The 22,124-nt window shown below is 30.6% G+C and carries 18 protein-coding genes; 17 read left to right on the forward strand and 1 reads right to left on the reverse strand.

Translation table 11 applies throughout. The features are described 5' to 3' along the window. Nucleotides 1-1,157, reverse strand: a 1,157-nt coding sequence (locus tag H9661_RS02345) for a cohesin domain-containing protein (protein ID WP_243240317.1), incomplete at its 3' end; no start/stop codon positions are given. Nucleotides 1,158-1,314: 157 nt separating this feature from the next. On the opposite strand from H9661_RS02345, the gene H9661_RS02350 reads away from it, so the two are divergent. The 17 genes from H9661_RS02350 (at nucleotide 1,315) to H9661_RS02430 (ending at nucleotide 22,107) form a co-directional block, all read left to right on the forward strand. Continuing rightward, the gene (locus H9661_RS02350; protein WP_191767614.1) at nucleotides 1,315-2,841 is read left to right on the forward strand and encodes a transglutaminase domain-containing protein; all 1,527 of its coding nucleotides are present in this window, start codon (nucleotides 1,315-1,317) and stop codon (nucleotides 2,839-2,841) included. Between the two features lie 54 nt (nucleotides 2,842-2,895). Continuing rightward, nucleotides 2,896-4,818, forward strand: coding sequence for a glucosaminidase domain-containing protein (locus H9661_RS02355; RefSeq protein ID WP_191767615.1), 1,923 nt, complete (start codon nucleotides 2,896-2,898; stop codon nucleotides 4,816-4,818). A gap of 85 nt (nucleotides 4,819-4,903) precedes the next feature. Continuing rightward, a complete protein-coding gene (locus H9661_RS02360) occupies nucleotides 4,904-5,776 on the forward strand; it encodes a cohesin domain-containing protein (RefSeq protein ID WP_191767616.1) in 873 nt (290 codons plus the stop codon). A gap of 257 nt (nucleotides 5,777-6,033) precedes the next feature. Beyond that, entirely contained in the window at nucleotides 6,034-10,632 is a 4,599-nt protein-coding gene (gene essC / locus H9661_RS02365) for a type VII secretion protein EssC (protein ID WP_143316561.1), read from the forward strand. 4 nt (nucleotides 10,633-10,636) lie between these two features. Continuing rightward, nucleotides 10,637-10,888 (forward strand): methyltransferase, encoded by a 252-nt coding sequence (locus H9661_RS02370; protein WP_143316562.1) that lies wholly within the window; start codon nucleotides 10,637-10,639, stop codon nucleotides 10,886-10,888. A 26-nt stretch (nucleotides 10,889-10,914) separates the two neighbouring features. Then, the gene (locus tag H9661_RS02375) at nucleotides 10,915-11,217 is read left to right on the forward strand and encodes a WXG100 family type VII secretion target (RefSeq protein ID WP_143316563.1); all 303 of its coding nucleotides are present in this window, start codon (nucleotides 10,915-10,917) and stop codon (nucleotides 11,215-11,217) included. 16 nt (nucleotides 11,218-11,233) lie between these two features. Beyond that, nucleotides 11,234-11,536, forward strand: a complete 303-nt coding sequence (locus H9661_RS02380) for a pore-forming ESAT-6 family protein (protein WP_143316564.1) — start codon at nucleotides 11,234-11,236, stop codon at nucleotides 11,534-11,536. Nucleotides 11,537-11,566: 30 nt separating this feature from the next. Continuing rightward, nucleotides 11,567-11,812 (forward strand): hypothetical protein, encoded by a 246-nt coding sequence (locus H9661_RS02385; protein ID WP_143316565.1) that lies wholly within the window; start codon nucleotides 11,567-11,569, stop codon nucleotides 11,810-11,812. Between the two features lie 75 nt (nucleotides 11,813-11,887). Then, nucleotides 11,888-12,853, forward strand: coding sequence for a hypothetical protein (locus H9661_RS02390; protein WP_191767617.1), 966 nt, complete (start codon nucleotides 11,888-11,890; stop codon nucleotides 12,851-12,853). A 154-nt stretch (nucleotides 12,854-13,007) separates the two neighbouring features. Further along, nucleotides 13,008-13,457, forward strand: a complete 450-nt coding sequence (locus H9661_RS02395) for a DUF5085 family protein (protein WP_191767618.1) — start codon at nucleotides 13,008-13,010, stop codon at nucleotides 13,455-13,457. 2 nt (nucleotides 13,458-13,459) lie between these two features. Continuing rightward, on the forward strand, nucleotides 13,460-13,930 hold the full coding sequence (locus H9661_RS02400) for a DUF5085 family protein (RefSeq protein WP_191767619.1): 471 nt from the start codon (nucleotides 13,460-13,462) through the stop codon (nucleotides 13,928-13,930). Nucleotides 13,931-14,157: 227 nt separating this feature from the next. Next, entirely contained in the window at nucleotides 14,158-15,843 is a 1,686-nt protein-coding gene (locus H9661_RS02405; protein WP_191767620.1) for a leucine-rich repeat domain-containing protein, read from the forward strand. Between the two features lie 110 nt (nucleotides 15,844-15,953). After that, a complete protein-coding gene (locus H9661_RS19975; RefSeq protein ID WP_191767621.1) occupies nucleotides 15,954-17,708 on the forward strand; it encodes a leucine-rich repeat domain-containing protein in 1,755 nt (584 codons plus the stop codon). 168 nt (nucleotides 17,709-17,876) lie between these two features. Then, entirely contained in the window at nucleotides 17,877-18,830 is a 954-nt protein-coding gene (locus tag H9661_RS02415) for an FHA domain-containing protein (RefSeq protein WP_191767622.1), read from the forward strand. A 17-nt stretch (nucleotides 18,831-18,847) separates the two neighbouring features. Further along, a complete protein-coding gene (locus tag H9661_RS02420; RefSeq protein WP_191767623.1) occupies nucleotides 18,848-19,615 on the forward strand; it encodes a PP2C family protein-serine/threonine phosphatase in 768 nt (255 codons plus the stop codon). 20 nt (nucleotides 19,616-19,635) lie between these two features. Further along, nucleotides 19,636-21,567 (forward strand): serine/threonine-protein kinase, encoded by a 1,932-nt coding sequence (locus tag H9661_RS02425; RefSeq protein WP_191767624.1) that lies wholly within the window; start codon nucleotides 19,636-19,638, stop codon nucleotides 21,565-21,567. Between the two features lie 15 nt (nucleotides 21,568-21,582). Then, complete coding sequence (locus tag H9661_RS02430) at nucleotides 21,583-22,107, forward strand: hypothetical protein (protein WP_191767625.1); 525 nt, start codon at nucleotides 21,583-21,585, stop codon at nucleotides 22,105-22,107. The last annotated feature ends 17 nt before the right edge of the window (nucleotides 22,108-22,124 follow it).

The raw sequence follows: 22,124 nt of genomic DNA on the forward strand, positions 1-22,124 counted from the left end.
GTGTTGGAAATCATAGCAGAACCAGCGTTATAGCCAGAATTAACTTGATTAGTCCAAGAACCTGAATAAGCTACATTGGAATTGTCTTGTTCATAATTACCGGAGGAAATAGTATTTAAAGTGCTAGTAACTGTAAAGTTGTCTAAAACAAGATAAGTGCTAGTAGCAGCAGTGTTTTTAGAACCAGAAACTTCAACTTTAATAGTATGTTCACCAGAAGATAAACCAGTTTTTTCAAATACTAATTGTTTAAAAGCAGTAGTATTTGAATATAAATCAGCAGTATAAGCTGTACCATCGATAGAGATATTAGCAATACCACAGTTAAAATTCTTAAGACCATAAAGTCTAATACCAGTACCATTAAACTTAAAAGTAAAGTTTGACCCAGTAGTGTTGGAAATCATAGCAGAACCAGCGTTATAGCCAGAATTAACTTGATTAGTCCAAGAACCTGAATAAGCTACATTAGAATTATCTTGTTCGTAATTACCAGGTTGTATTGGATTTTGTAAAGCAGTTATACTCTTATCAACAGCCCCATATCCAATCTTATTTCCAAGATCATCAGAAAGCTTAACACAAGTAGTAAACCCATATAAAGATAAAACCTCATTACCACTTGTAGTTTTTAAATTAATAGTTCCAGCTTTAAGTATCTTAGCTCTTATTACAGCAATAGAACCGCTTCCGCTTATAGGAGTTGCAGAACCAGTCAATGACATAGCAATATTAGCTTGTCCAGTTACTGGAGTTGTTTGAATAGTTTTAACTTCTGCACTAGATAGTAAGCTTCCTTTAGAAATACTTTCAATTTGAAGTAAGCTAGTATCATATAAGAAATCAACAGAAGCTCCGTAAAGATTACTTACTGAAGATATATTCACAGCAATATCAATAGTACTACCCACAGTAGGTGAACCAGTTACACCATACGAAATACTACTAGTAGTTGCCATAAAACTTTTGTCTAATCCTCCAGTAAATATATTGGGTAAACCAACATTTTCATTGTTAGTTAGAGTAGTATCTTCCACAGTAGCATTGCTTGTACTTTCTAAGGTAGCCTTAGTCGTAATGCCTGGAAGAGTAAATTGCGATAAAAAGATGAAAGTACAAGAAATTGCACAAATCTTTTTAATTAGGTTATTTTTCATAATAACATCATTTCCCCCTTTGTAAAATTTATTTCGTTCGTCATATATATTTTATAGGTTTTATTACAAAATGTATAGTGTAATTTTACTATCTGACATAAGAAGAAAAATATGATAAAATAATACTGTAATGGTTTATAAAAAAGGGGGAAAAAAGATGAAAAAAGTATCTAAAATCTTATTTTTTATATTGAGTTTTAATTTAATAACATTTTTACCTGTAAGTGCAGAAATTGTTAGTGGTGAAAATGTTAACATAGAAGCAAGCAGTTCTCAAAATTTAAGTGGTTCAAAAGTTGTACAAGGGTCTATGAATTTAGACCAATACATGAGCTATAAAGAATATCCAACAACCTTAACGCAAACTTTTAATGCTTATACAGGATTAAAGTCTGCATCAATAGGTGAGCAACAAATAATAGCTGCAATAAAGACAGGTTTAGAAAACTTGCAGACTAGAATTAATTTAGATAATTATATACAATATTTTAGCTATAAAAGTCAATATAAATTACCTATGGAGTATTATTTTGATACTTTATATGAATATCCAGAAATATTCTATCCAAACCTAAGTGTAGATTGTGAGGCTTATGTAAATTCGTCTGATCAAATAACAAGCTACACCCTTAAGGTAACTTATTCCAATGATAATGCAACTATAAGTACAATGAAAACTGCATTTAATAATAAGGTTCAAGAAGTGAAAAACAATTATTTATCTACTGCTACTACAGCTTTAGAGAAAGAATATGCAATTCATGATTACATAATCAAGAACACTACCTATGATATGGAGAATTATAAAAATAATACTATCCCTAATATTTCTCATACTGCCTACGGATCATTAGTTAATGGAGTTGCTGTATGTGATGGATATTCAAAAGCAGCACAGCTTTTCTTAAGAGATAGTGGTATAGAATCTGGTATAGTAGTGAGTGAGGCAATTAATCACGCATGGAATTTTATAAAGCTTGATGGATATTATTATTTTCTTGATTTAACTTGGGATGATCCAGATCGTGGCGATTGGGTTTCCTATAAATATTTTAATGCAACAGATGCAGAAATGAAAAGCGGTACAAGCCCTCATGTATGGGATGAACAAGGATATCCTAGTGCTGTTAATTCAACATATAGTTTTTTAAGAAGTGGAGATAGCTATAAAAGATATAAGGATAAATTATATTATTCAGATATAGTAAATAAAACTTATTTATTAAACTCAGTAGACTTAAAAGGTGCAAATAAGACGTTAGTTTATGATGCTGATTATGTTTTGGATTTAGAGGTTTATAAAAATAATGCGTATTGCGCTTCAGCAAAATATGATGAGGCGGGAAATAAATTATATTATGTGTATAGATTAAATTTAACTAATAAAGATGATAGGGTGATTTTTGTAACTTCAGGTCAATTAAATGATATATCTCAAAGTGGATCAAATCTTGTTATATCATATGCTGAAGGTGGAATAAGCAAGACAGAAACTGTATCCATAGCGTATAATGAAGATGTAAATTCAGATGGAGTAGTTGATATGCTTGACTTAGCGATTTTAGGAAATTCCTATAATGCAAAAGCTGGGACAAGCTTATATAAAGCAAGTTATGATGTAAATTCAGATTCAATTATAGATATATATGACATAACAAAAGTTGCAACTGAATTTAAATTATAATTAGGGGATAAATTTGGGACTTTACAGTTAATATTTAAGAAAGAGGCGGGCTAAATGATGATAAAAAAAATAATTTCTATGTCTGTTTTAGCAATGGTACTTCTACCGCAGATACCAGTAAGTGCAGCAGATATAATGTCAGGACAAAAATATGAAAAAAAAGTGGTTAAAACTATAACCAAGACTTTTCTAAGTCCAGCTGAAGAAGAAAACTTAACTGAAGAAGAAAAAATACTTGCAGAGGAAAGTGAACTAGAAAAGTCTAGCTATGAAACATTAGTGCCAAAAACAGATGCTAATTATGAAGTGACTTTAGCTTACAGTGATGGAAGTTATTCATATGTTGGAAATGCTAGCACCTATGATAAAGCAGTTCAAACAGCAGAAGCTAGTACAGGTAGTTTAACAGTTACCTTTGCATCTGATGTAGTAATACCTACTGTAATAAATTCTGTTGGAGAAGTTGTTTATGCTACAGAAGACATAGGAAGGTCTTGGTATAAGAGTAATACTTCTGGAAGACATGAAACATCAAATGTTTTTGCTGATCCAGGTTTAACTGATGCATATACATATATACATGATTGGTACATAAGTGAGTTGCCTCTTATTGAAGATAGAGAAAGAGAGGCAAAGGTATTAGTTGCAGGTTATGAAGGATGGATGAATAAGGACATTAATAGAGATCCTAATCATGATGGGTACAATAATAGCGATATAGTTATTCAACCTATAAATCAAGTAACTAACCCAAGCTACTATACGGTAACAAATGGACTTCTAAAACATTTTATATCAACAAGTATGGATACTGCAGGAAAAGGAACTATGAGAACTATAGGAATAGCACCTAGTTTTCTAAAAGAAGGACAGACGTACTACAGTTATGATGGAAATTATTTTTATGATAGTTCTCAAGGTATAACTAATTCTCTTATAACTTTAACAAGAGATCTTAGAAATGGGAACCATAATAATTCAATTAATAGTCAAAATCCTTACTATAATTATTATAATTATCTACCTTTCAGAACTAAAACAAACTATACAGCAGAAGATTTGGATAGATATATAAATAACAATACGCAAAGTACAAGTAAACTTAGAGGTTTAGGACAAGCTCTTAAAGAAGCAGAACAAGTTTATGGAGTGAATGCTTTATTAGCTTTATCAGTAGCTATAAATGAATCTGGTAGAGGAATGTCAACTTTAGCTCAAGAGAAGAACAATTTATTTGGATTAAATGCAACAGATTATAATACATCTGTGAATGCAACTTATTATAGTTCTACAAGAGATTGTGTTATGGAATTTGCAAAAACATATATATCGAGAGGTTATACTGATACTACAGATTGGAGAGATTATGGAGGCTTTCTAGGAAATAAGAAACTTGGAGCTAATGTTAAGTATGCATCTGATCCATTTTGGTCTGAAAAAGCCGTATCTTTTGCAATGGAAATAGAACTATATTTATCAGATCAAAATGTAGCTAACATGAAAGACTATAATTATTATCAGTTAATTAGATATACAGGAACAAACACAGTAAAAACATCATCAGGAAATCTTCTTTATAATATACAAGGAACTGTTAATCCTGGATATGGAAGTTTTGTAGGGGCAGTTTCGGCAATTTCAACAGCTAGAACTACAAGTGTAGCAGGAGTAAACAGTTTTGAAATTAACCCAGAAAGGACTACACCAAATTCTTTAGGGAATTTTGATGGATTTTATGATTGGAATATTAAGGGGTATATTAATACATCCAATATAGAGTTTGTAAATAAAGGGAAGAATGGTTTTAGAGATGAGGATATTGATTTTGATGGAAATATAAGTTTTACTGATTTAGCCATTGTTGGACAAGCATATAATTCTAGAGCTGGTGAATTAGGTTGGAATAGTAAATATGATATTAATGGCGATGGAATAGTTGATATATATGATTTGGTTAAAATTTCAAGGAATCTATAAGACTGTAGGACAAGCATTTTCTAGTGCTTGTCCTGATATTTTATGATAAAATATATATAATAATGTAAATACGAGGAGACATGAGATGAAAAAAAGTAGAAGTAGATTTAAGCCAGCTATTATTACATTAATATTCACATTTATTTTAACAATAACACTACCATATAATAGAATAGTTAGAGCGGAAGAAGATCCTAATGCTGCAATAATTAAAGCTACTACAAATGTAGATGGAGATGGACAGGTTAAATCAGGATCAGATATAGAGATAACTGTAAACTTAGATAATTTAACAAATTTTTATGCAGGTTCAGTTGAATATACATATGACAATACTTTATTACAAGTAAGTTCTATAGAAGTTAGCCCTAAAATTAAGGAGCATAATCCTTTTGAAGCATATAATGATGTTGCGAGACAAGGTAATAAGGCAAGATATGGATTTACCTTTATGTCAGCAGATGAACAAGGAATTAGTGGACAAAGTAATTTTGTTACAATAAAGGCTAAGGCTTTAAAAGATGGACAACTAACAGTTGGAAAGCAGGATTTTCAATATCAACTTGTAAGCAAGGTAGATGGAAATGTAAAAGAGATGAGTTCTACATATTTTAAAAACAAAGAAAATACTTGGAGTGTAACAAAAAAAACTTCAAGTGATGGGAAAAAGACAGAGGAAAAAGTAGAATTAGTTGCTTCCAATCAATCAAATAATAACAATAGTGAAACTAATAAGGATGGACAAACAGCAAATAATAACGCTTCAGAAAATAAGGATGGACAAAATCAGGAAAATGGAGCTTTAGAACAACCTTCAGATGAAGCGCCTGAAGCTATTGAGTCTGAAAGTAAGGATGACAAGGGTGGGAATACCCTTACATATGTAGGCTTAGCTTTAGGTTGTATGGTTGTAGCTGCTGGTGTAAGTTTTGTTGTTTATAAAAAGAGAAAGAAGTAATTAAGTGTATATACTACAATTCATAACTAAATAATGTAGATCAAAAATCATAAGCTACCTCAATTTATTTGAGGTAGCTTATGTGTTTCGTATTTCTAATTAATTATTAAAAGGACTAAAGTCCTATAAAAATACGTAAAATGGTCCTATTTACATGCATTTTCAGCTAATGTAAAATTAAAATCGTATAATTGGTTAAATATAAAAATAGTACAAATTTAATATAAGACCATTACAAAATAAGGGGGATAAATGAAATGTTATTAACATTATTAGATAAAAATAATAGCTTGGATTTTATCTTACCTCAAAAAATATCAGGGAAATACATAATAAAAACCATAGACAAAAACAAGAAAAAAGTCCCTTTGATAGCTATAGAAGAAGAAGAGGGAAAATGGTTTTTAAAATCAAACAAAAATGCATACTTAAATGATTCTAATAATGAAAAAATATCAAAGCTTGAACTTCAACCTTCTAATGTTTATAGAATAAATAGGATAGGTGAAGAACCAGCCATATTATGTACACAAAGGCCTACAAAGGGAACCTATGAGTATACAAAGTATGTTGTAAAGCAAAGTTTAATTAATATAGGTAGAGGAAAGCAAAATCAAATTTGTTATCCAGATAAACTAGTATCAGTTGGACATTGCTATATTACATATGACTCAATGGGAAACGGGACAATAGTTGATAATAATAGTTCTAATGGAACATATGTTAATGGGATAAAGATAAAAGAAAAATTATTATCAAATGGTGATGCTATTTATATAATGGGGCTTAAAATAATCTACAATGGAAGGTTAATTGGAATAAATAATCCAGATAATCTAGTAGAGATAAGTGAATTTGCGTTAGAAGAGTTTAAACAAGAAGAACCAGAAATGGCATGTGAAGAAGAATTTGATGATTTTGATATTAAGGATGAAGATAATGATGTCTTTTATCGTTCGCCTAGATTCAAAAGGGATATTGAAAGAGTAAATTTTACAATTGATAGTCCACCATCAAGAGGAAATAAAAATGAAATGCCTATAATCTTTATGCTGGGACCTGCAATGACTATGGGTATGGCAAGTCTTTTTACTGGAATGGTTACACTTAATAATGTTCTTCGTTCTGGTAATGATGTAATGACAGCTATGCCAACTTTGATAATGTCTTTTAGCATGCTACTTGGAACAGTTCTATGGCCTGTTCTATCTAAAAGGTATGAAAAAAGAAAAAACAAGGAAGCAGAAGAAGTAAGACAAAGAAGGTATAAAGAATATTTATCCCAAATAAGACAAGACATAAATATTGAGGCAGAAAAACAAATAGAAATATTATATGAAAATAATATTTCGCCAGAGGAATGTATTGCACGTATTCAAAATCATGAAAGAAATCTCTGGGAAAGGACTAATAATCACAACGACTTTTTAAAGGTTAGGCTTGGAATAGGGGACATGCCACTAGATGCAGAGATTAAAACTCAAGGTAAGAAATTTACAGTTGAAGAGGATAATCTCTTAGAGGAGTTATATAAGTTGTTGGATGAGCCAAAGGTATTACATGATGTGCCAATAACTCTATCATTCCTTGAAGAAAAGGTTTGTGGGATTATTGGAGAAAGAGAAATGACTAAGGCACTTCTTAAATCAATTATATTACAGCTTATGGCTCTACATGGATATGATGAGTTAAAGCTTATATTTATTTATGATGATGAAGAAGAGAAGGATTGGAGCTTTACAAAGTGGCTACCACATACTTGGAAGGGCGATAAGAGTATTAGATTTATAGGGACTAATGCTCAAGATGTAAAGGAGTTATCTAGTGAGATAGAAAAAGAAATAATTTATAGATCTTCACTAAGTAACGAAGAAATAGACGAGGAAATTCCGAGATTTGTTATTTTTTCTTTGAGCAAAACATTAGGAAATAAAGCTGAGTTCATTAAGACTATTTTAGAAGAAAAGAAAGATTTAGGTTTTAGGATAGTAACTTTATATGATGAGCTGAAAAATCTTCCTAAGGAATGTACAAAGGTAATTGAAATAAATCAGGGAATGTCTAAAATTTATGACAAGTATGATATTTCAGGGAGATATACAGAGTTTAAAGTTGATATTCTTTCAGCAGATATAATGGAAGAGGTAGCAATTGATTTAGCTAACATAAAACTTGATACATTAACTAATAGTTTTGTGCTTCCAGAAACATTAACCTTTCTAGAAATGTTTAAAGTATCTAAGATAGAGCATTTAAATATTCTAGAAAGATGGAAGGAAAATAATCCAACTAAAGCACTTGAAACTGAAATAGGTGTAGATACCATGGGAGAAGCGTTTAAACTTGATCTCCATGAGAAGTTTCATGGACCACACGGACTTATAGCTGGGATGACTGGTTCAGGTAAAAGTGAGTTTATAATGACTTTTATATTATCTTTGGCAGTCAATTATCATCCAGATGAAGTAGCTTTTATACTTATTGATTATAAAGGTGGAGGAATGGCAAATACATTTACTAATTTGCCACATTTAGCAGGAACTATTACAAATCTAGATGGAGCAGCAGTTAAAAGATCATTAATTTCAATACAAAGTGAACTGAAGCGCAGGCAAGGGATATTTAGTGAAACTAGTAAAAACTTAGGGGTAAGTAATATAGATATATATAAATACCAAAAGCTCTATAGGGAGGGCAAGGTATTTGAGCCCCTTCAACATTTATTTATAATTTCTGATGAGTTTGCAGAACTTAAAACTAGCCAGCCAGAATTTATGGAACAGCTTGTAAGTGCTGCTAGAATAGGTAGAAGTTTAGGGGTGCACTTAATACTTGCAACTCAAAAGCCTTCAGGAATAGTTGATGATCAAATCTGGAGTAATAGTAGGTTTAGAATTTCTTTGAAGGTTCAAGAGATATCTGACAGTATGGATGTAATAAAAAGGCCAGATGCAGCTAAGCTTTCTACAACAGGAAGATTTTATTTGCAGGTAGGCTTTAATGAATTATTTGAGATGGGACAATCTGCTTGGTCAGGTGCTCCGTATTATCCATCAGATAAAATTGAAATAGAAAAGAATGAAGAAATTCAAGTGATAGATAAGCTTGGAAGAGTTATGAAAAGCTTAAAGCTTAATAAAAGGACTGAAGTTAGTTCTAATCCACCAAAGCAAATTGATGAAATAGTTAAGTTTATTTCAGATATTGCTAAGGAGGAAAAGCTAAAGGTTAAACCATTATGGTTAGAGCCAATAGCAGAATTAATTTATATAGATGAGCTAAAGAAGAAATATCATATACCAAAGAGTAAGGAGTTCCTCTTAGAGCCAGTGATAGGGGAATACGATGACCCTACAAATCAATCACAACATATAATGACATTGCCTCTTTCAAGAGAGGGAAATGTGATTTTATATGGTTCTGCTGGAAATGGGAAAACTACTTTTTTAACTTCCTTGATATATTCATTAATGGAAGAACATACGCCAGAAGAGTTAAATATGTACATTTTAGATTTCGCTTCAGAAACCTTAAGATCATTTAAAAAGGCGCCACATGTAGGAGATGTTCTTTTATCCTACCATAGTGAGAAGATTAATAATTTATTTAAAATGCTTTACGTTGAAATTAAAAAAAGAAAAAAATTATTCTCAGACTATGGTGGTGATTATAATTCCTACATAAGAAATAGTGGTAAGAAGATAGAATCCATACTAGTAATAATTCATAATTTCGCAGCTTTTACAGAAGGGTATGGAGAGAAGGAAGAGGATGTAAGTTATTTAACTAGAGAAGGAACAAAATATGGAATATATTTTGTAATCACAGCTCTTAATACCAGCAGTGTAAGATACAGATTAGTTCAAAACTTTAAGCAGTTATTAGTGTTACAGCTTAATGATGAAGCTGAGTATTCAGCAGTACTTGGACATACCTCGGGGGTGGTACCATCCAAGTTTAAAGGTAGAGGAATATTCAAATTAGGTAAAACCTATGAATTCCAAACAGCACATATTTTTAAGGATATAGAAAATACATTTGATCTGGTAAGAGCATATTGCAATAATTACAGTGAAATGTGGACTAAAGATTGTGCTAAAAAGATACCTATATTACCTGAAAAGGTAGATGCAAAATATTTGCTTCATGAAATCAAATCTGTAAGGGGGAATAAAGTACCAATAGGGGTAGAAAAAAGTAGTTTAAAGGTAAATTGTTATGATTTTAATAGCAAATTTATATCATTGGTTTTAACTGAAAGTATAAGAGAAACTAGTTTTGCACAAGGCTTAGCTGAAGTAATGACTAAGTATGATGAAGACATAATTGTAGTAGATGGGGGACAATCATTTATAGGGGAAGAAAAGAACTATAAATACATTAGCAATGTAAGTGAATTTGAAGAAATTGCAGTTGAATTATTTAATATATTGGTGGAACGTCATAATACTATAAAAGCAGCAAAGGAAAGTGGCAGAGACATTCCAGTATATAGAAAGATTAAATGTATAATAAATTCATTTGGCGATTTTATGAAGTACCTCTCTGAAGATGGAAAAGATAAGGTAAGAGTATTTTTAGAGAACGGACAAGAAACTTACAATATAAATTTTGTAATAGTTGATACACCAAAGATTATAAGCGAATTTACATATGAACCATGGTTTAAGAAACATATTTCATTAAATGATGGAGTTTGGATTGGTAATGGAATAACAAACCAATATCAATTTAAGATAGCAAGATTTACAAATGATATGTACGAAGAGATTGGAAATGAATTTGGATACGCCATTAATCAAGGTAAGGTTAAGCTTATTAAGCTTGTATCATCTATAGATTTAGAGGAGGAATAAGTTTATGGAAAAAGTTTTAGTTGAAGTGTTTTTGCCATCAGCTAATAAGAGCTATGATGTGTATATACCATTAAAACTAAGGTTTTATGAGGTTACCTTTTTGATTTCTAAGGCAATAAGTGAATTGTCTAATGGATTTTTTAATGATCAAGAAGTGTCATTGTTTTGTGAGAAATCTACAGGGAAATTATTAAATGTTAATAGGTCTTCAGAAGAATTAGGGCTAAGAAATGGCTCTAAGTTAATGTTGTTATAAATCTTAGTCTAGGAGGGATTTTGAGAATGGGAAGAAGCATTACAGTTGATCCAAGTAAACTTGAATCAGCAGCAGCAAAGATGGAGCAGGAAGCAGCAGATTATACAAGAATCTATACTCAGCTATTTAGTGAGGTAGACTCTATGGGAACTGACTGGCAAGGTGCAGATAATATAGCATATACTAGTCAAATTAAAGGCTTTTTAGATGACTTTGAGAAGATGAAAAAACTGATGGAAGATTACGCTACTTTTTTAAGAAATAGTGCAATGACTTATAAGAACACTCAAAATGAAGTGTTAACTCAAGCTAAAGGCCTAACAAACTAAAAGGAGGAATTTAAGTATGGCAGTTGAAGGGATAAAGATAACCTTAGGTGAGGTTACTAGAACATCTCAAACAATAAGAAATTTAAACACTCAACTTAGTGCAAGGCTAGATGATATAAAAAAAGAAATGGATGCTCTAGCAGGGGCTTGGCAAAGTGACGCTTCAAATACTATAAGAGGTAATTTTAACAAATTAGTTCCAAAGTTTGAAGAGTATAAGAGAATAATAGATTCTTATGCAAAGTTTTTAGATGACACAGTTAATACTTATGATAGAGCAGAAACTACAATAAATAATAATGCTAGCGCATTTCAATAAATGAATATTTAAGAAAAGAAGTACAAAGTTATGGATGCAAATTATTCAGCTATAAATAGCGAGACAACAAATATATCTACTTATATTGAGACATTAAACTCAATTAAATTAAAGGTAACAACTTTAGGTGAAGACATTAATAGCAACTGGAAGGGAACTGAAGTTGGGTATCTGAATGAAGCTTTATGCCTTATTACAAATGAAATAACTCAGTTAAACAGAATGCTTAATACATTAAGTGATGAGATCTTAGAAGCAGCAGATGAAATAGAATAAAAATAAGGGTGGTAGTGATTATATAGAAAGTTGGTGAGAACTATAGGAATTAAAATAAATACTGAAGAAGTAAAAATGTCAGTAAATCAAGTTAATGCAATAAAAAAACAAATAGATTCCTTAGATTTCAGCGTTCTATCTATTAGTACACGATTGGATCCAAAGATTATTAGAAAGAGTTATGTTAGCAGTAGCCTTAAATCAATTCATAAAAATTTTGCTAGCATAAGTGCTATGTTAAATAACCTTTCAAGTTTCATTGATAATTCTGCTGAAAAGTATGAAAGTTGTGAAACACAAGTAATAAATGCTAGTATTAAGCTCGTTCAAGAAAGAAGATTTTCTTTAAATAGCTATGGAGAAGATGGAGAGTTATTAACTGGTTCGAATATAGATAAGAAAACAAAGTCTTCTTCACGAACTTTTCTAAAAATAAATGACTATAATACTTTAGGTTTTGCTTTACAAGTAGTAAGCGGAAGAATGAGAATTAAGGTAAGTAAATCTACAGCAGATAATACATTTGAGGTGTTTAATTCACCAGATGAATATGAGGAAAATAGCAGAAAAAGTACTTCTAAGTTTGGTGATTTTTCAAGTTTTATACATACACAAGAGGATTCTTCAAAGGAAATAGAAAATAAGTTAAAGAAGAGTCTGAAAGTATGGGATGATTTTAAGCCAAAGGAATGGATAAATATTTGTAATCCAGGTAAATCAACTAAAAGAGTAGGTGCTATAAGTACAGTAGTTACTATTGTTTCTAATTATGAAACTTTACAAAAGGGAGATACAGATAGTGTAAAGGATTTTGTTCTAGATAATGGTATAAATGAAATTTCTCATAATAACAGTGAGAAAGATTCATTGCTTTTAGCTCCAGTAGGAACTGTTGTTGGAACTATAACAAAAGATGGACTTAGCATATTACAAAATCAAAAGGTATCTTTAGAGAATTACAGTAGTGATGATTTTGTACTTGGAGATATAGGAAGTATTTGTAACAATGTAGGTAATACTATGGATAAAATATTTTGGTAATAAGTTTTTATTCTAAAGGATGAACTAAAGAGGCTGCTGAAGCCTATCCTATTTTGATGTAGTTAGTTTAATACTATTTAAATAGGATAGATTTTAGAGGGAGTTATAATTGACGGGAAATTCAGCATAATAGTCAGAAGGTGGGGTTATTCTAATGGAGATAAGGCGTTCATCATTAAAGTTTAATAACGTTTTATGTGCAAAGACGAGAAGTAGTGTTAAGGATTGGTATAAGGATGCACAAGAATTAAGGAACGCAGTAATCAAAAATGGATTATATGCAACAGGGCCGATTTTTTATAAGGTGGAGAATTATAATAGAGAAGAAGGGCAAGGTGACTATAGCTTTTATATACCTGTTAATAACAGATTAAAGATAAAAGAAAATAGTAAATATACATTTTACAATCATTTTTTAATAGAAGATGGATTAGCTTTAAAACATGTAGATTTAACTGAAAAGCTAGAAGAGTCCTATGATATTATTAGAGCTTGTGCAAAGGCGCAGAATTTTCAAGTCAAAGAGCCATTTTATAATATATATTTAGAGGTATATGGTTCAGGAATAATAGATATTTTTGCACCAATACAAGAGGAGAAGTAATTATGTATATAAATCCGAAGGATAATCTTAGATTTAGTAATGTAGTATCTAAAAAAGTAAATTTTTATTATAAAAACATGGAAGAAGAAGTTAATAACTTTTTTAAGAGTATTACTAGCAAGAAGTTAAGTGCTAAGGGACCCTTTTTCTATTCTATAAATAGTTTACCCATGGCTGAACAGGTAGAAGGTGAATTCTTTATGCCTATACATGAAGATTTAATATTTGATCTTTATGACCTAGATTTTCATAGCTATTATAGTATTGAAAATATGGTTTCGACCTGTATATATGAAGATATAGAGAATAATACTGAATTAGCTTATTTTAACCTTATAACTTATATAAATGATAATAACTTATATCAGATAACGCCAATATTTCACATAGTTTCAGGAGATAGTTCCATGAGATATGTTTTTGTTAAGATAGGAGTTACTGAAAGACAAAAGAATAGAGATGCATTTAGGTAACCTTTTAGAAAACTAGCAATATACTGATGTCTGCTATGTTTCTAAAGGGTTTATTTAATTTGAATTATGCGGATAAATAGGACTAAAGTCCTATAAAATTCCTGAATAAGGTCCTATTTACATATATTATTGAAACCTATAAAATTGGATATAGAGTCTTTTTGAAACAGTAAAATTAAAAATAAAAATAAAAGCTAAATAGGATATTATCGATTAGGGGGATAAGTGTGAGTAAAATAGCGAGAAATATAATGAAGAAAACATTAACTGGAGCTGTAGTTTTAGGCTTGGTATTACAGTCAGTATCAACAAGTGCTGCAGTAGAAGGAAATGTAAAGGATCAAAAGGTTGTAGAAGCTAAGGAAAGTCCTAAGGTAGAGCAAGCTAAGATGCCGGTTCAAAAGGTAGAGAATAAGGTGGAAAATAGTGCATTAGCTAAGGACAAAGCTTTAAAAGATAAAACAGGTATAGAAGTTAAAGAAAAGGTTAAAGATGAGAAAAAAGTAGAAGTTACTAAGGCTAAGGAAGAAGCAAAAGCTTCAAATAAGGAAGCTGCTGATAATAATGTTATTGCTATAACAGGTAGCTTAACTAAAAATCAAGCAGCATCTAATGAAGATGAAGCTGTTAATATTCCTGATGCTAACTTAAAGAAAGCTTTAAACAAGCAATTAGGACAAGCTTCTGATGCTGCTATAACTGTAAGACAGTTAAGTGGAATAGAAAGTTTAAATCTAGGCCGAAGTGAAATTGAAAGTTTAGAAGGAATACAATATTGTACAAGTGTAACTTCATTAGGGTTAACTAAAAATAAAATAAGCGATATAAGCCAATTAAAGGGGTTAACAAACTTAGCTGATTTAGACTTAGAAGATAATCCAATAAGTGATATAAGTGTATTATCAGGACTAACTAATTTAACTGACTTGGGTATAAGCGGTACTAATGTAACAGATATAAGTGCAATAAGAGGCTTAAAAAATCTTACTAAATTATCGTTAGCAAAGATTAATATAAGTGATTATAGTGCTTTAAACCAGTTAACAAATTTAATATCCTTAGGTTTAAATGATTCTGGAATAAGTGATTTGAGTATGGTAAAAAACTTAAAAAATTTAAATGATTTATGGGTGGAAGGAAATCAAATAAGTGATTTGACCCCATTAAGAGGGTTAGCAAAGTTAACAGCATTGGGGTTAACTCAAAATCAAGTCAGTGATATAAGTCCTTTGAAGGAATTAAAAGAGTTGGATGCATTATTTTTAGATAAGAATCAAGTTAGTGATGTAAGTCCTCTAAAAGGATTGCTACATCTAACATTCGTTCTACTTAGAGAAAATAGAGTAGTAGATGTAACTCCATTAAAAAATATTCCACAAGTAGATCTAAGAAATCAAAATATATCTTTAGGTGAGATAAGAACAGCTGACGGAAAAGTTGTAGTAAAAAATCCTATAAAAGGATTAGTTGTGAATGATAAAAGCGTAAAATATGAAAATGGCGAAGGTAAATATAATGAAAAGACCGATGAATTTTCTTGGGATAATGTAAAAGAAGATACTACATTAAAGATTAATGTTACTCCTGACAAAATTGGAGATAGAGCAACAACGCCAGAAGGATATAACGGTACACCTTTCTTCATGTATAGTGCAGTTATTGAACAGCCAGTAAAGTATGGAATACAAAATGAAAATAGCGATCCAAGTAAGGGTCAAGCAGTGCCACAAGGAAACGATGCAAAGGCAACAGCAAACAATACAAGTGCAACAACAAGTAACCCTGTTAGTAAGGTAGAAAAGGGTTCTACAGCAAAAACAGGAGATGTAGGAATGTTAGGTGTTTTAGGAGCAGGAGTTATGTCTGCACTTGGTATGAATGCAGCAAGAAAGAAGAAAAAATATAAACATTAAAAAGCTTTAGGAAATGGAAGAAATCTGTTTCCTATTTCTTTGAATTCTTTTTGAAACAGTAAAATTAAAAATAAAAGCTAAACAGAATGGTATCGATTAGGGGGATAAGTGTGAGTAAAATAGCGAGAAATATAATGAAGAAAACATTAACTGGAGCTGTAGTTTTAGGCTTGGTATTACAGTCAGTATCAACAAGTGCTGCAGTAGAAGGAAATGTAAAGGATCAAAAGGTTGTAGAAGCTAAGGAAAGTCCTAAGGTAGAGCAAGCTAAGATGCCGGTTCAAAAGGTAGAGAATAAGGTGGAAGATAGTGCATTAGCTAAGGATAAAGTTTTAAAAGATAAAGCAGATATAGAAGTTAAAGAAAAGGGTAAAGATGAGAAAAAAACAGAAGTTACTAAGGCTAAGGAAGAAACAAAAGCTTCAAATAAGGAAGCTACTGATAACAATGTTACTGCCACAAAAGGTAGCTTAACTAAAAATCAGGCAGCATCTAGTGAAGATGAAGTTGTTAATATTCCTGATGCTAACTTAAAGAAAGCCTTGAATGAGGAATTGAAGCAAGCTTCGGATGCTGCTATAACTGTAAGAAAGTTAAATGGAATAAAAGGAACTTTAAGATTTAACGAAAGAGAAATTGCAAATTTAGAAGGAATACAATATTGTACAGGTATAACTTCATTACAGTTATCTGGAGATAAAGTAAGCGATATAAGCCTATTAAAAGGATTAACAAACTTAACTGATTTAGAATTCGCAGGTAATCCAATAAGCGATATAAGTGTACTATCAGGATTAACTAACTTAACTCAATTGGGATTAGGTGGTACTAATGTAACAGATATAAGTGCAATAAGAGGTTTAAAAAATCTTACTAATTTATCTTTAGCAACGAAAAATATAAGTGATTATAGTGCTTTAAATGAGTTAACAAATTTGACATTATTAAATTTAAATTTTTCTGGAATAAGTGATTTGAGTATGGTGAAAAATTTGAAAAGTTTAACTGATTTATGGTTGGAAGAAAATGAAATAAGTGATTTAACTCCATTAAGAGGATTAACCAGTCTAAGAGAATTAGATTTATATAAAAATAGAGTAAGTGATATAAGTCCATTGAAGGAATTAAAAGAGTTGAGAGGGATAGTGATAAATAGTAATGAAATAAGTGATATAAGTCCTTTGAAAGCTTTGAGTAAATTGGAAGGAGCTAATCTTAATGATAATAAGATAAGCGATGTAAGTCCTTTAGAAGGATTAACAAGGTTAGATTATATTACTCTTAAAGGAAACAGAGTAGTAGATGTGACTCCATTAAAAAATATTCGACAAGTAAATTTAGCAGATCAAGAGATATCTTTAGATGAGGTAAGAACAGCTGATGGAAAAGTTGTAGTAAAAAATCCTATAAAAGGATTGACTGTAAATGATAAAACCGTAAAATATCAAAATGGCGAAGGTAAATATAATGAAAATACCGATGAATTTTCTTGGGATAATGTAAAAGAAGATACTAAATTAAAGATTAATGTTACTCCTGATAAAATTGGAGGTAGAGCAACAACACCAGAAGGATATAACGATATACCTTTCTTTGTGTATAGTGCAGTTATTGAACAGCCAGTAAAGTATGGAATACAAAATGAAAATAGCGATCCAAGTAAGGATCAAGCAGTACCACAAGGAAACGATGCAAAGGCAACAGCAAACAATACAAGTGCAACAACAAGTAAGCCTGTTAGTAAGGTAGAAAATGGTTCTACAGCAAAAACAGGAGATGTAGGAATGTTAGGTGTTTTAGGAGCAGGAGTTATGTCTGCACTTGGTATGAATGCAGCAAGAAAGAAGAAAAAATATAAACATTAAAAAGCTTTAGGAAATGGAGAAATCTGTTTCCTATTTCTTTGAAATTTGTTGAATTTAAATGGTTAAAAAGGACTAAAGTCCTATAAAAAACCTGCAAAAGGTCCTATTTACATATATTTTCAGGTGATGTAAAATTGCTACAGGTAATGGAAAAAAAGGAGTAAAAGCATGAGTATAGTTTTAGAAAAAGTAGACTTAGGAAAAATTAAATATTTGATTTACTCCAATGAAAATAAGGAAAACATTGATGGAGAGTTTAATAAGGGAATAATAGATAAAGATGTTATTCCAGGGACTTTACCTGCTTTCTTGACAGTTGAGGAAGATAAGATAAAGATTAGGTATCATGTTACAGATGAAAGTGCATTAAGTGAAATATTAAAAGATACTATAGGAAAAAGTGAGCTAAAGTATATTTTAAAAGTACTTATAGATGTCTTTTTATCTGCAGAGGAAAAGAATATAAATATAAAAAACTATCTTTTAGATAAAGATTATGTATTTATAGATAAAAGCAATAAGGAAATTTATTTAATATATATACCTTTAAAGGATGCTAAAGAAGAAACTTCCGTTATAACATTTATTAAAGACATAATTAGTACCATTAAATATGATTTGAATGAAGATTTATATTTTTTCGTACAATTACATAATTACTTAAATAATGAAGGCTTCACCTTGGAAGGGTTATATAAGCTTATTGATAATGAGCCTTTAGAATCTATAGAAGAGAGAGAAGCTGAAAAAATAGAAGAAATTCAAGAAGATGAATTGGATTTTGAAGAGGAAGGTACTACTATTCTTGGACTAGAGGAAGACTATGGGAAAATGGCGACCATTGAGAGAGTAGTTTCTGGAGAGGCTGTGGAGATATATAAGACTGAATTTAAAATAGGTAGAGATAGAAATACCTGTGATTTTTTTGTGGATAACAAGTCTGTAGGAAGACTACATGCAGTGATTACTAAGAGAAATGAACAATACTATCTTTTAGATAACTCATCAAGAAATGGAACTTATTTAAATGATAAGAGGCTAAATAGCATGAGAGAATATATGATAAAAAATGGTGATGAAATTAGATTATCAAATGAAACTCTTATTTTTAAGCTTTATTAATAAAGGAGATTAAATAAATGAATTTTACTGTAGGATATGATACAGATGCAGGTCTTAGAAAAAAAATAAATCAAGATGCACTACTTATAAAGACAGCAAAAAGTCCATATGGAAGATTAGGGCTTTTTATTGTTTGTGACGGAATGGGTGGTCTTTCTTCAGGTGAACTTGCAAGTGCTACTGTTATCAATGAAATGAGTAGATGGTTTGATGAAATTATATCACATATTGATTTTAATACTGTGGATGAAAGTGATCTTTATAAGTTTACTTGTGAGCAAATAATGGATCTGAATAACAAGATTTTTGAATATGGTACTAGGAAAGACGAAAAACTAGGGACAACTCTTACATTGTGTCTTTTTGTTAATGATAAATATTATATTCTTCAAGTTGGTGATAGTAGAGTTTATAAGATAGCGAATACCGTGGAGCAGTTGACAAAGGATCAAACTTTTGTTCAAAGGGAAGTTGACAGAGGAAATATTACTATAGAAGAAGCAGAAAATCATCCAAGAAAAAATGTGTTACTACAATGTGTTGGCGCCCGAAAAGAGGTAGAACCTGTTATGGTAACAGGAAAATTAACAGGTAATGAAGTCTTTTTAATATGCTCAGATGGATTTTATAGAAAGCTTTCTAATAATGAAATTTTAAATGAACTAAGATGGAATAATTTAAATAATTCTGAGCAGATAAAAGGGAAGGTAAGGAAGTTTATAGACTTGGTAAAAAGCAGAGAAGAACGAGATAATATAACAGGTGTAATCATTAAGGTTTCTTAAGATAGAGGAGGTGATATAGTTTGATCAATATTGGTACTGTTATAGATTATAGATATGAAATACTTAAGGAAATCGATAGAGGTGGAATGAGTATAGTATATCTAGCAGCAGATAATAGATTAAATAAATCGGTAGTTCTTAAGGATATTAGAAAAAGTAAAAAGATTAATAATAATATTTTACTAGATTGTTTAAAGGCAGAAGCGGATCTGTTAACTTCATTAGATCATCCAAACCTGCCTAAGATTTATGACATTATAGAGGGAGATAATCACATATATGTTGTTATGGATTATATAGAAGGAGAATCTCTGAAAAAGAAATTTGATAGAGAAAGAATATGTTCTCCAAGTGATGTTGTAGAATGGGGAAAACAGTTAAGTGAAGTTTTAGATTATTTACATACTAGAAAACCTGTACCTATTATTTATAGAGATATGAAGCCTCACAATATAATGTTAACGCCAGAAGGTAAAATAAAGCTTATTGATTTTGGTATTTCAATCACTAAGGACGATCAAGATGGAAAACCCAACTTTGGGACAAGTACCTATGCCGCACCAGAGCAGTTAGCAGGAAAAAGAACTGATGGTAGAACGGATATCTATAGTTTAGGAGTTACTTTATACCAGCTTGTAACAGGGTTAAACTTTAAGACCAACCTGAATTTAAAGCCAATAAGAGAAATTGATCCAACTTATCCAGAAGGACTAGATTACATAATAAATAAGTGTATTAAAGAAAATCCAGAAGATAGATATCAGAAGGCAGAAGAGCTTTTATATGACTTAGAAAATATAGATAAACTTTCAAAGGCTTATAAAACTAAACAGATAAAGAAAATGGCATTATTCTTAGTGAGCTTTGTACTACTTATAGCGTCATCAACTATGACAATAGTTGGATGTAAGGGATTAAAAAATAATACGTTTAATGATTACAAAAATCTTATAAATGAAGCAAGTGTAAGTTACTTAGATAAAGATTATTCAAAGAGTGTAGAACTTTTAGATAAGGCTATTACAGATGTAGATGGAAGTATGCCTGAAGCTTATGTCAATTTATTAGATGTTTACATAGATATGGGAGATGCTGCTACTGGACTTTCAAAGGTTGAAAGTTATATTAATGAGAAATATGAAAATATAAATAAAGATAGTACGGTATTATTCAAAGTAGCCATGACTTATTTAAACAATAAGAATTATCCTATAGCCCTTAAGTATTTTAAACAGGTTAATGAAAAGAAGATACCTGATGCTAAATATTATGTGACTATAGCAAATAGTATGAGCACAATGAATATCGACTATAATGAATTTCAACATGAGCTAGATGAATTTGAGAGTTATGTAGATTCACTAGCAAATGATGATAAGAAATTAGCAAACTATAAAGCTTTATCTAGTATATATAGTTCTTATAAGGGCCAAATTGAAGATGCTAATGATAAGATTATTGAAATAGTAGAAAAGGCAAATACAACCCTTGAAAATATAGATAATAAGCAGCTAACTCTTAGATATGAAGTTGATTATACACAAAAAATGGCTGAGGCTTATCAAAGTAAAGGAAGTAAATCCGTAGATAAAGAAACAGCTAAGTCCTATTTTGATAATGCACTTAATCTTTATAATGATCTTTTAGATTTAGAAGTTAATAATCAAGAAGAGGTGTTAATAAAGATTGGAGATATTTACACACAAACTGAGGAGTATTCAGCAGCTATTGAACATTTTACTAAGGTTGTAGATAAATATCCTCAAAGTATAAAAGCTTATAGCAAGCTTATCAGTGTTTTATTAGATGTAGAGCAAAAGAAAGAGAGTGGAGCAAGAAATTACGCTGTGGTTAAAGACTATTATGCTAAAGCTTCAAAACTTAATGGAACTAATGATAGTGAAGAGTTTAAAAAGCTAAAAAGAAGAATGATAAATTTGGAGATTATTTAGTACTGGAGGAGAGTTATGAATTATGAAGTTATGTTTTATGTAGGTATGGCTTTAACAATAATATTATTAATTATAACTATAGTAGCTTTCTTTAAGTGCAATGTAGTTGAAATAATTTATGATTTATTAGGAATTAAGAAGGGTAAAAAATCTAATACAACAAAAAAAGACAAGGAATTTGCAGCAAGGGTACAAGTTAAAAAAGTCGATGAAGCAAAGATTCAAACTAAAACTGATTTTGTAGAAAAGCAAGTTACTAAGGAGTATGTAATTGAAAGTTCATTAGAGGATAATGAAGGAACTCAATTACTTGAAGAAGGCAAAACAGGTCCTATAGTTAATAATAATGAAACTAGTTTATTAGATGATGAAACTAGTTTATTAGAGGAAGTTGATGATGAAACAAGCCTCCTTGAAGAAGAAACAGGACTTCTTGATGAAGGAGAAACTTCTCTATTAGAAGAGTATGAAGATGGATTTGCAAGAATGTTTACTAAGGAAATAGATATAACCGTAATACATACAGATATGGTTATTTAAGTGGAAAGCATAGGGGG

Source organism: Clostridium cibarium (genome assembly GCF_014836335.1).
In the GTDB taxonomy this organism is placed as follows: Bacteria; Bacillota; Clostridia; order Clostridiales; family Clostridiaceae; genus Clostridium; species Clostridium cibarium.

Coding starts and splice junctions, on each gene's coding strand:
- H9661_RS02350 (WP_191767614.1), top strand. CDS start 1,315: ATGAAAAAAGTATCTAAAATCTTATTTTTTATATTGAGTTTTAATTTA.
- H9661_RS02355 (WP_191767615.1), top strand. CDS start 2,896: ATGATGATAAAAAAAATAATTTCTATGTCTGTTTTAGCAATGGTACTT.
- H9661_RS02360 (WP_191767616.1), top strand. CDS start 4,904: ATGAAAAAAAGTAGAAGTAGATTTAAGCCAGCTATTATTACATTAATA.
- essC (WP_143316561.1), top strand. CDS start 6,034: ATGTTATTAACATTATTAGATAAAAATAATAGCTTGGATTTTATCTTA.
- H9661_RS02370 (WP_143316562.1), top strand. CDS start 10,637: ATGGAAAAAGTTTTAGTTGAAGTGTTTTTGCCATCAGCTAATAAGAGC.
- H9661_RS02375 (WP_143316563.1), top strand. CDS start 10,915: ATGGGAAGAAGCATTACAGTTGATCCAAGTAAACTTGAATCAGCAGCA.
- H9661_RS02380 (WP_143316564.1), top strand. CDS start 11,234: ATGGCAGTTGAAGGGATAAAGATAACCTTAGGTGAGGTTACTAGAACA.
- H9661_RS02385 (WP_143316565.1), top strand. CDS start 11,567: ATGGATGCAAATTATTCAGCTATAAATAGCGAGACAACAAATATATCT.
- H9661_RS02390 (WP_191767617.1), top strand. CDS start 11,888: ATGTCAGTAAATCAAGTTAATGCAATAAAAAAACAAATAGATTCCTTA.
- H9661_RS02395 (WP_191767618.1), top strand. CDS start 13,008: ATGGAGATAAGGCGTTCATCATTAAAGTTTAATAACGTTTTATGTGCA.
- H9661_RS02400 (WP_191767619.1), top strand. CDS start 13,460: ATGTATATAAATCCGAAGGATAATCTTAGATTTAGTAATGTAGTATCT.
- H9661_RS02415 (WP_191767622.1), top strand. CDS start 17,877: ATGAGTATAGTTTTAGAAAAAGTAGACTTAGGAAAAATTAAATATTTG.
- H9661_RS02420 (WP_191767623.1), top strand. CDS start 18,848: ATGAATTTTACTGTAGGATATGATACAGATGCAGGTCTTAGAAAAAAA.
- H9661_RS02430 (WP_191767625.1), top strand. CDS start 21,583: ATGAATTATGAAGTTATGTTTTATGTAGGTATGGCTTTAACAATAATA.